The organism is Flavobacterium sp. (assembly GCF_046317795.1).
In the GTDB taxonomy this organism is placed as follows: domain Bacteria; phylum Bacteroidota; class Bacteroidia; order Flavobacteriales; family Flavobacteriaceae; genus Flavobacterium.
On record NZ_JBKCVI010000151.1, the window covers coordinates 1 to 12,788 of the forward strand.

The following is a 12,788-nucleotide window of genomic DNA, read 5'->3' on the forward strand; positions in this document are numbered from 1 at the left end:
GCAGAGGGTAGAGAGGAACAACCTGCAAAAGAAGCTGAAATGGTATACGTACCCGCTGGAGCTGAGACATTTGCCCCTGATATCACTACACCAGTTGAAGGTGAAGCAGTATAAGTATAAGAGGCATTGTAATTGGTAATGATAAAACTTCCAATCATAGCGGCACAAGTTGGTTGCACCAAGGAACCTAAAGTAGGTAGACCGGATGGTCCATTAATCGTAATTGTTCCGGTGGCATTCACCGTTCCGCAACCACCTGTTAAGGGTATGCTATAGGCAAAGATACCCGCAGCAGTTGGCGTCCCACTGATGGTAATCACATCCGCTGACCAAGTAGCCGTTACACCGGCAGGTAATCCTGATGCAGCACCAATTCCTGTGGCTCCGGTAGTTGTATGCGTGATTGCAGTTAACGCCGTATTGATACAAAGTGTTGGCGTGGAAGATGCAATAGAAACGGTATCTTCATTTACAGTGATGGTACCTGTTGCATTCACAAATCCACAACCTCCTGTTAAAGGAATTGAATAATTGAAAATTCCGCTAGCAGTTGGCGTACCGCTTATGGTAATTACATTTGTATTCCAAACTGCAGTAACCCCTGGTGGCAGGTTCGTAGGAATCCCGATACCAGTTGCTCCTGTTGTAGTTCGTATAATATTGGGTAGTACAGGCGCATTGATACACAGGGTGGGATTACTTGAAGGTAGTCCGGCTGTATTAATTTCCACTGTAATGCTACCCGTTGCATCTACTACTCCGCAGCCACCTGCTAATGGAATGCTGTAAGGGAAGGTTCCCGCCACTGTTGGTGTACCACTGATGGTAATAACGTTTGATGCCCACGTTGCAGTTACTCCCGCCGGAAGTCCCGTTGCTGCTCCGATGCCTGTTGCACCTGTTGTTGTATGCGTAATCGCTGTTAAAGCTGAATTGATACAAAGTGTTGGTGCGCTTGAGCCAGTGCCCGCAGTATTGTTTGCTCTTACCGTAATGGTTCCTGTGGCATTGACTATAGTACCGCAACCTCCTGTTAAAGGGATGCTGTAACTGAATGTTCCGGAAACGGTAGGTGTACCACTAATCGTAATGGTATTACTTGCCCAAGCGGCTGTTACACCAGTTGGTAGCCCTGTTGCAACTCCGATACCGGTTGCGATGGTAGTAGTATGGGTAATGTTTGTGAGTGGTGTATCGATACATACAGTAGGCATTGATGAAGCTGCAGAAACAGTATTATTAATTACTGTTATGGTACCTGTTGCATTTACCACACCGCAACTGCCTATAATTGGAATAGCAATTAAAGGAATGGAATAATTGTAGGTACCTGTAACAGTTGGCGTTCCGGTAATGGTAATCATATTACTTGCCCAGCTGGCAGTAACACCCGGAGGTAAACCGTTTGCAATTCCTATACCTTGTGTTCCAGTGGTCGAATGCGTAATAGCAGTCAATGCACTGTTGATACACAAGGTTGGTGTTGCCGAAGCTGCACTAGCTGTGTTGTTTGGATTTACGGTAATGGTTCCAGTGGCAGTTATATTGCCACAACCACCAGTTAGCGGAATGCTATAATTATATGTTCCTTCAACAGTGGGTGTTCCGCTAACGGTAATTACGTTAGCAGCCCAAGCTGCAGTAACCCCCGGTGGAAGCCCTGTTGCTGCCCCGATACCAGTTGCTCCTGTTGTGCTATAAGTTATGTTGTTTAATGGCGTGTTCAAACATAGGGTTTGCGTGGTAGAAGAGCCCCCTGAGGTATTAACGGTTCCTGTATTTGTAACCGTAATGGTACCGGTTGCATTTACTGTTCCACAGCCGCCTGTTAATGGAATGCTGTAAGGAAAGGTTCCCGCAACTGTTGGTGTACCACTGATGGTAATAACGTTTGATGCCCATGCAGCAGTTACTCCCGCCGGAAGGCCTGTTGCAGCTCCGATTCCTGTGGCTCCCACAGTAGTATGTGTGATGTTTGTTAATGTAGTATTGATACAAACGGTTGGGGTAGAAGAGGCCGCTCCCCATGTATTAGTAGGGGTTACAATAATGGTTCCTGTTGCATTCACTGCTCCACATCCCTCTGTTAATGGGATGCTGTAATTGAATGTGCCAGAAACGGTAGGCGTACCACTGATGGTGATGGTGTTACTTGCATATGAAGCGGTTACCCCTGCAGGTAAACCTGTTGGAGTTCCTATACCGTTTGCGCCTATAGTTGTATGCGTGATGTTTGTCATTGCAGCGTTGATACAAACTGTTGGGTTAATCGACGGAGAAGTAACTGTTGGCAATGCAATATTATAATAATTACGCTGGTTACACTCCAATGCAATTCTATCAATTGTGGATAAAGCAGACGGGAAAACCATTACTTCGGGGATATTTCCTGTTGTATATCTGGAGATGGAACCATTATTAAACCAGGCGCCTATCATGAATCTATTTTGTAAAATATAATTCGTGTTGGCGATAGAAGCTGTTGGCATTGCATTTCCATCTCTGAACCCTGAAACAGTAGTATTTGTTGCTGTAAAGGTGAGAATACGGCAATTGCCATTACCAGTTTGTGTATTGTCTAGTAATGATGGGAATGAAGCAGCAGCTTTAATTTCAAATCCTATCGGTTTATTAACCACATCAGGTCTGTCTTGAATTACAAATCCTCGATTAGCGGCATAGTTATTATCTATTAATGTTTGAATAGATGCGGTTGTGCTACCCACTGTAGTCCATTTTGAAATTACATTGGCTGAGAAGCCCGTAAATCCTGTAGTTGGAAATGCAGTGTGTGTAAGAAAACTTGAACCTGTAAAATAAATAGACGGAACTCCGTTTTGTGTTTCTAATACTCCGGCATTAATCACCCGTGGCTGATTGGCAGCAGTAGGTTGACTTGCATTTCTCCATTGTCCACTTTGATCATACCAGATGGCTACAGTTCCTGTATTGGCACCTATCCAACTACTAAGGGTAGTAGCCGTCGCAGTGCCACCACCTGCTGCACTCACGAATGAACTTAGAGTTAAGATGCCACTTGCATTAAAATACACATCACGCAACTCGCCATCACTACTGCGTCTTATTTGCATGGCAGGGCCGTTATAAGCGCTGCTCAACTTTCTTAAACCATAAGCAACAGAAGAAAAGTTTGCTGCAGTAAGAGCCACATTATTCAAAACATTGTTTCCAGTGATAAAGATAGTAAACGGGTAGTTTGTACTTCCGCAACCCGTTGAAACATTCAAGATACCCATATAACATTGTCCTGCTACTGGACCAACTGCAGGAACTGCAACAGGTATTGAACCTGCCGGTAACGTTACATTGCTAACATTTACAAATCCTGCTGCGATAGCAGCTGCGTTCCAAGTGATACTGTATCGTGTTGCAGTACTGTTGGTGTAAGATAAATTGACAGTGGTAGTACCTAGTGAAATAGGAGTGGAAGCTCCCAATGTGAGTACAGGTGGTGTGACAATGGGTATGCTATAATAAAGACCTTGATTACACTCTAGTGATACCCTTGCAGTGGTTGACAAAGCATTTGGGAATACGATTACTTCCGGAATGTTTCCTGTTGTATATCGTGTGATACTTCCACTATTAAACCAAGCGCCTATCATGAATCTGTTTTGTAAAATATAATTCGTGCCAGACATCGCGGAAGTAGTTAAAGCAATACCATCTCTGAAACCAGAAGCTGTCGAACTGTCTGCTACAAATGTTAGAATGCGACTGCTTCCATTACCTGTTTGTATATTATCCTGAGACGCTCCCCATACTGGCGTGGCTGCAACCCCGTAATTAATTGGCATTCCTATAATATCAGGGCGGTCTTGAAAAATAAATCCTTGGCCACTACCATGATTATTATCTAATAAGGCTTGTATTGTTGCCTGAGTGGTACCCACTGTGGTCCATCTAGCAATCACATTGGCTGAGAAGCCCGTAAAACCAGTAGTAGGAAAGGCAGTATGGGTAAGAAAACTTGAACCTGTATAAAGAATTGAAGGTCTACCACTTTGCGTTTCGATGACACCTCCATTGATGATACGTGGCTGATTGGCAGGAGTAGGTTGACTTGCGTTTCTCCATTGGCCACTTTGATCGTACCATACGGCCACTGTACCCGAATTGGCACCTATCCAACTGCTGAGGGTAGTGGCAGTTGCAGCGCCACCACCTGGTGCACTCACTACAGAATTTAAAGCTAAAACACCACTTGCATTAAAGAATACATCACGCAACTCACCATCGCTACTTCTTCTTATTTGCATAACAGGACCGGTATAGGCGCTGCTCAATCTGCGCAAACCATAGGCAACCGCTGAAAAGTTTGCAGCGGTAAGGTTTACGTTATCTAGTACATTATTCCCGGTTATAAAAATGGTAAACGGATAGCTTGCACTGCCCGCGGAGCAACTGCTGGTTACTGTTAAAACACCCGTATACGATTGTCCGCCTACAGGGCCAACTGCAGGTACCGGTACCGGTATTGACGCTGCTGGCAATACAGTACTAGCAACATTTGCAAATCCTGCTGAGATAGCAGCTGCACTCCAGGTAATACTGTAATTCGTTGCGTTGGCACTGGTGTAAGGTAAATTTGCAGTGGTAGTACCTAATGAAATTGGACTTGAAGTACCCAGTGTCAAATTTGGCGCAACCATAGTGATAGTATAATAAGCTGCCTGATTACATTCCATTGCGGTTCTAGCAGGCGCTGATATTGCACTGGCAAAAAGGGTTAGCTCTCCCAATTTCCCGTTTATAAAGTTACCATTGCCATTACTAGATCCAATCCACATAGGAGCTGTTCCACTTATGGTTCCGCTCATCGTTGAACTGGATAAAGAATTATTTCCGTTTCGCCATACATTACCCTGAGAATCATTTCTTCTGAAAGTACCGATGGAGTAGTTTAACCATGTTAAAGGGGTGTTGATTCTGGAAGGAATATCGAAGTAGGTTTGCCCATCAGACCAAGGTGCGTGAATATTATAATTAGTTGAGTTTAACAAACACGAGTTAACAGTACTATTTTGAAAAACAAAATTACTAGTAGTATTGATACCCGCTCCTGAACACTGATTAGAAGTTATCGGACTTTGAAAAGTTTGATTTCCCGAGAAAACCAAGGTTGGTTTGCCATTTTGCAATTCAATAGCACCAGCATTAATGACCCGTGGTTGATTGGCTACTGTGTTTTGTGTAGCATTTCGCCACAAACCACTTTGATCGTACCAAACCGTTACCGTTCCCGAATTGCTCCCTATCCATAAGTCAAGGGTAGTCGCTGTTGCTTCACCACCTCCCGCAGCACTTACCTGTGATGTTGTTAATGACAAGGCACCCGTTCCATCAAAATACACATCGCGTTGCTCGCCATCGCTGCTTCTTCTTATTTGTACGGCAGGTCCGTTATAGGTACTGCTCAGTTTTCGCAAGCTATAAGCAACAGCAGCCGGCGTTGTTGCGGTAAGACTAAGATTATCCAGCACATTATTGCCTATGAAGTATACATTAAATCCATAGTTTGTACTCAAACCCGAGCAATTGTTAATTACGGTTAAAACGCCCGAGTAAAATTGACCCCCTATTGGGCCAGTAGCAGGCACGGCAATAGGCAATGGGTTTGCAAATAAGGCGTTGGTAACATTTACAAATCCTGCCGACAAAGCTGCTGCGTTCCAGGTGATATTATAATTTGATACTCCAATAATGTTGGAGGAGGGTAAATTTGTTGTGGTAGTCCCTACGGTAATGGGAGTAGATTGCCCCAGCGTTAACGAAGGCGTCGTAGTAGGAAAATTAAAATAGGCCGATTGATTGCATTCTAGCGCTATTCTCGCAGCTGTTGTTAAGCCACTTGGAAAAATAGTAAGCTCACCTAATTTTCCATTTATATTCGATCCAATCGACATGGGTGCAGCGCCACTTATGGTGCCGCTCATCGTTGAGGTATTTAAAGAATTAGTTCCGTTTTTCCAAACATCTGCCTGTGTGCCGCTTCTTCTAAAAGTACCGATGGAATAATTGGACCAAGTTAATGCGGTAACGATTCTGTTAGGAATATCGAAGTAGGTATTTCCATCAGACCAAGCTGCGTGGATATTATAATTATTTGAGTTTAACAAAGAAGAGTTAACATTACTATTTTGAAAAACAAAATTACTGGTAGTATTGATACCCGCTCCTGCACACTGCGTGGAAGTAACAGCACTTTGAAATGATTGCGCTCCCGAGAAAACTAGTGTTGGTTTGCCATTTTGCAATTCAATAACACCAGCATTTATTAAACGTGGCTGACTGACTACTGTACTTTGCACAGCATTTCGCCATAAACCACTTTGGTCGTACCAAATGGCTACGGTTCCCGAATTGCTTCCTATCCAAGCGGTAAGGGTAGTCGCTGTTGGCACTCCACCACCTGCGTCGCTAACCTGGGAGTTTAACGACAAGGCCGTTCCATCAAAATACACATCGCGTTGCTCGCCATCGCTGCTTCTTCTCACTTTTACGGCAGGCCCGTTATAGGTGCTGCTCAGTTTTCGCAAGCCAAAGGCAACAGAGGAAAGACTTGATGCAGTAAGATTGAGATTATCCAGTACATTATTTCCGATGAAGTAGACATTAAATGGAATAGTATATGCTAATCCAGTACAATTGTTCACCACTGTAAGTAATCCGGTATAATGGGTATTGGCTACAGGGCCACTGGCTGGCAGTGCAACAGGAATTGGACTTGTTGGCAACACTGCATTCGTAACATTTACAAATCCGACAGCGATGGCATTTGCAGCCCAGGTAATACTATAATTTGTAATTTGAGTAGCATTTGAGAAGGGTAAACTTGTAGAGGTGTTGCCCACAGCAACTGGAGTTGTTTCACCTAATGTTAAATTGTTGGTGTTGATATTATAAAATAAAGATTGATTACATTCCATTGCTATTCTTGCCGTAGCTGGCAGTATTGTAGGGAAAATTTCAAAATCAGAAATGTAACCGGTCCATAATTGGGCTAATTGATTTCCGCTGTAAGGTGCCCCTATTAAAAACCCTGTTGAAGTTGCGGCTGTTCCATTTTTAGCGTTTTGAACAATCCCATTGACATACGGAAGCAATCCGCTACCGCCTGTGGCAGCCGTCATGGTTAAAATAGACGAAGTGGATCCAACTGTTCTGGCAGGAGCGTTAGCATTAGCATCGTTCCAGGAGACACCATTGCCTGCAAATGTGGCGTAGTTGCCTACACTGGCTCCCAGGAAACCGAATGCATCGCCCGTGCTGCTGAGGTTGATGAGGCGTTGATAATTTCCATTAGACGCCGTGCGAGACGCCACCGTATTCATAGAATAAGGATTGGAAACAGTTAAAGTAGACTCAACCAAGTAAGAAGTTGTTCCGTTTAAAAAAATCGCTGGTTTGCCGTTTTGTGTTTCAATTACACCGGCATTGATTACCCTTGGTTGATTGGCAATGATGTTTTGATACGCATTGCGCCATCGGCCACTTTGATCGTACCATATCGCAACCGTGCCCGAATTGGCACCTATCCAACTACTAAGGGTAGTGGCAGTTGCAACACCACCGCCAGCGGCACTCACTAATGAACTTAATGATAAAACGCCGGTTCCGTCAAAGTATACATCCCGTAGTTCACCGTCGCTGCTTCTTCTAATCTGCATGGCTGGTCCATTATAGGTAGTACTTAATTTTCTTAAGCCATAAGCTACAGAAGAAAGGTTTGCTGCGGTTAGATTGAGATTATCCAGCACGTTATTACTTCCCGTAATAAAAACAGTAATCGGATAATCGATGCTTACGGAGGCACTACAAGTAAAACTAACTTTTAGTATTCCCGTGTAAAATGATCCTGCTACCGGTCCGCTAGCGGGCACGGCAATAGGTATTGAACTTACAGGTAATGTCGTATTGGTTACATTTACAAATCCTGCCGCGGCAGCCGTTGCGTTCCAAGTGATGCTGTATTGATTGGCACTGGCATTGGCGTATGGTAAATTTGCAATAGTAGTACCAACCGGAATCGGATTAGGATTGCCGAGTAGTGTAATAGTAGGTGGCCCCAGAGGTATAGTATAATAGGCACTTTGGTTACACTCCAGCGATGTTCTGGAAGTAGTTGACAAAGCAGAAGGAAATACGATGACTTCTGGAATATGTCCTGTTGTATAACGTTGCACAGAACCATTTGCAAACCAAGCGCCTATCATGAATCTGTTTTGTAAAATATAATTCGTTCCAGACATCGGAGAAGTAGTTAAAGTAATTCCATCCCTGAAACCCGAAGCCATCGAATTGTTTGCTACAAATGTTAGAATTCTGCTGCTTCCATTACCCGTTTGTATATTATCCTGCGACCCTCCTGCTTGTGGCGAAGCTGCAATTCCGTATGTTATGGGTCTTCCTGCCATATCAGGGCGATCTTGAAATACAAACCCTTGTCCACCGGTATGATTATTATCTATTAATGCTTGAATATTTCCTGTACTGGTACCCACCGTGGTCCATCTTGCAATGACACTGGCTGAGAAGCCCGTAAAGCCAGTGGTAGGAAATTCTGTATGCGTAAGAAAACTTGAACCTGTATAAAAAATAGAAGGTTTACCACTTTGAGTTTCGATGACACCAGCATTAATGACTCGTGGCTGATTGGCAACAGTGGGTTGACTTGCATTTCTCCATCGGCCACTTTGGTCATACCATATGGCTACTGTTCCCGAACTACTTCCAATCCAACTGCTAAGAGTAGTAGCCGTTGCACCGCCACCACCTACAGCACTCACCATTGAGTTTAATGCTAAAACATCACTACCATTAAAATATACATCACGTAATTCTCCGTCACTGCTTCTTCTTATTTGCATGACAGGTCCGTTGTAGGTAGTACTCAATCTTCGTAAGCCATAGGCAACTGTAGAAAAGTTTGCAGCAGTAAGGGTTACATTATCCAGCACATTATTGCCTGTGAAGGATATATTAAAACCATAGTTAGTAACGAATCCGGTACAACTTGTTACGATAGTGAATGTACCTGAATAAAGCGTCCCTGAAACCGGGCCAGTTGCTGGAACTGTAATCGGTAGTAAACCAGTAGGAGCAGTCAATAATGCATTATTAACGTTAACAAACCCCGCCGCTATGGCAGCTGCACTCCAGGTAATATTATAGTTAGCAAATCCAGTAGCATTTGAAAAAGGTAAATTTACCGTAGTGGTACCCACCGATATAGCAGGAATCGTACCTAAGGATATGCCGGCAACACTCGCATCAACGATGATGGTTCCAGTAGCATTGCAAGCACCGTTTACTGGAATAGTATAATTATAAGTTCCTATTACAGTGGGAGTGCCATTGATGGTAATGGTGTTGCTTGCCCATGAGGCAGTTACCCCTGGTGGTAAGCCGCTAGGGATTCCTATGCCTGTAGCATTAACGGTGCCATGTGTTATGGCTGCTAAAGCTGTATTGATACATACGCGAGGAGCACTCGAAGCCGGTGCAACGGATACGATGGTAATAGTTCCGGAAGCGGTTCCGCAACCACCGGTTAAAGTTGCCGTATAGTTAAAAGTACCAGTAACAGTTGGTGTTCCGCTGATGGTGGCCAGGTTAGAACCCCAGGTTCCGGTAACTCCTGCAGGTAGCCCGGTAAATACTGCACCCGTTGCCCCCGAAGTGTTATAAGTAATGTTGATTATGGGTGTATTAATACATAATGATTGCACATCTGGGCCTGAAGCTGAAGATAGTACAATAGTATTAGCTGGATTAACATTAATGGTTCCTGTAGCATTTATAGTTGCACAACTACCTAGTATAGGAATATTGTATATGAATGTTCCTGATGAAGTTGGTGTTCCGCTGATGGTAATGGTATTGCTCGCCCAAGTTGCCGTAACACCGGTTGGTAATCCGATTGCAGTTCCAATACCTGTTGCCATAGTTGTTGTATGGGTGATGGGTGTAAGCGCTGTGTTGATACATAAGGTTGGCGTGCTGGATGCAGCACTTACGGTGATAGCCGTCGCTACCGTAATGGTACCAGTTGCTTGAACGCTACCGCAACCATCAATTAAAGGGATAGTGTAATTAAAGGTTCCGTCAGTGGTGGGTGTACCACTAATGGTAATGGTGTTGGTTGCCCAAGAAGCAGTAACACCTGCCGGTAATCCTGTTGCACTTCCTATTCCTTGTGATCCTGAGGTCGTATGCGTAATGTTTGTTAAGGCCGTGTTGATGCAAACGGATGGGGTACTAGAGGCCGCACTTACTGTTGGTAAACTAATGTCAATAGTAATCACATCAGAAACGGTGCAACCACCGGCAGTAGTAACCGTAACGGTAAACACCCCACTGGCTGTTGCATTAAAAGCAACCCCATTGGTGATCACTTGTGGGCCCGACCATGAATAACTTACGCCTCCGTTTGCAGTTAAGGTAACCGGACTTCCGCTACATACTTTCACTGTTTCATTGGTAACTATTCTGCGAATAACATTATTGTTTTGATCTGCCACATAAATATTACCAATGGCATCGGTAGTTATACCCACCGGAGCATTGAAGGAAGCCGAAGTACCGGTTCCGTTTGCGTTGCCACTAACACCACTTCCTGCCAAAGTAGTTACAACCCCAGCTGGTGTAATTTTTCGAAGTACATTATTACCCCTGTCTGCCACATATATATTCCCTAATGGATCAGTACCTACTCCAAAGGGTCCATTAAATGAAGCTGCAGTGCCAGTTCCATTGGTAAATCCAGGAACACCGCTGCCGGCTAAAGTGGTTACTACCCCTGCAGGCGTTATTTTACGAATAAGGTTGTTCCCAAAATCGGATACATATAAATTGCCTGCCGCATCAGTATCGATACCGGTAGGATTGTTGAACGAAGCTGCAGTGCCGGTGCCATTGGCATTGCCCGAAACACCGCTGCCAGCGAAAGTAGTCACCACACCCGCTGGTGTTATCATACGAATAAGGTCATTGCCTCTTTCTGCCACATATACGTTTCCTGCTGCATCGGTACCTAACCCAAAAGGATCTCTGAACGAAGCTGCGGTACCGGTGCCATTGGTATTACCCGCAATACCACTTCCCGCTAAGGTGCTCACGACCCCTGCTGGCGTAATCATACGGATTAAATTATTTCCCAAATCAGCTACAAAAACATTGCCTGAAGGGTCGGTGGTTATACCGATAGGGCTATTAAACGATGCAGCCGTTCCGGTGCCATTGGCATTGCCTGCAACCCCACTGCCCGCAAAAGTGCTTACGATACCTGCTGGAGTGATTTTACGTATTAAATTATTGTATAAGTCAGCAACATATACATTCCCTACAGCATCTCTGGCCACTCCAATCGGAGTATTAAAAGAAGCTGCAGTGCCAGTACCATTAGTAGTGCCTGCGGCGCCACTGCCCGCAAATGTAGTAACTGTTGCCACTGAATTAATCGGCAGCGAACTGCTAATCACAGTACTGCATTGGGCGTTTACTTTTGCAAAAGGAGTTAATGACAACACAACAAAGAAGCATACAAGCACTTTTGTTGAAATAGAAAAGGTACTTTTTTTAACTTGTTTTTTTTCTTTAAAAGAAAACAACAAATTTACTTTTTTCGATTTGAGTGATAATTGTTTCATGTTTTGTATGTAATTACGCTTAAAATTAAACTATTTAATTTAGTTAATAAATAAAGCTCTAATTAATTAATGATTATTTGACATCACAAAACTATAGAATAATTTTAAAAAATAGATAAAATGTATTAAAAAATCGATGAAATGCATAATATTATATTTATAATACATAATAACTTACAAATTATATTTTTCTAAACTGAGTAATTTTTTTTATTTGAAAATTTGTGAACCTTTACAAAAATCTTCGTGGAACCCTAACTGCCGGTTTACCCGCCGTAGGCATGGCAGACAGGTTTGTAGTTAAACCCAAATAAAAGCCACAGATTACCACAGATTAAACGGATTAACAGAAAAAAAACAACTAAATGAATAAAAACTTCGCGATTTAGCGACTTTGCAGCAATCACCCTAACTGCCAAGCAGGTTTGTGTAACTAAACACCTCAAACCAAAATCCAATAAAAAATCCCCATCTCGTTAACAAACGAGACAGGGATTTTAGTACTATTTAGTCTTAATACTTAATACTTAATACTTAATACTCCAATCTATCATCTCCCAACTTCGTACCTCGTATTTCGATTATCTTTTCACTACTCTCAACGTTCTCGTTTCCTCACCTTGGGTTACAATAACATTGTAAACCCCACTTGGATAACGCTCTCCGATAGTTGTAGTCTCTAACTCATTAACTTGAGCTGTATGTTGCTCAATCAATCTTCCTACCATATCGTATACTTTGATAGCAATTGGTGTGCTGTCTACAGAAGTAGTAACATTTATATTAAAGCCACTTGCAAATGGGTTTGGATATGCTGTAGCACCAAACGGTACTTTAGCTGTTCTGGCTACAAATGTAGAGATGTCACAACCTCTTCCTTCTGGTCCAAACACGCCACCCAATTGTACCGATACCGTTACTACGTAGTTCTTGTTAACTGTAGCACCTGTGAACATGCTCAAGGTAAAGTTAGCCACGGTTCTATTGATAGGTGTACCTACTTGTACCAAATTCTCATCTACTTGTTCAAACAATGATACTCTGTAAATAGTGGCACCTGAAACAGGAACTATCGTTAACGATTGATTTAATGCAGTTGTTGGCAATCCACACAAT

At 43.2% G+C, this 12,788-nt stretch carries 2 protein-coding genes; both read right to left on the reverse strand.

Annotated elements, in window-relative coordinates:
• Window positions 1-11,672, reverse strand: an 11,672-nt coding sequence (locus ACK5ON_RS09135; RefSeq protein ID WP_409821852.1) for a hypothetical protein, incomplete at its 3' end; no start/stop codon positions are given.
• A 581-nt stretch (window positions 11,673-12,253) separates the two neighbouring features.
• Window positions 12,254-12,788 (reverse strand): T9SS type A sorting domain-containing protein (locus ACK5ON_RS09140; RefSeq protein WP_409821854.1); only part of this gene is annotated, 535 nt, incomplete at its 5' end.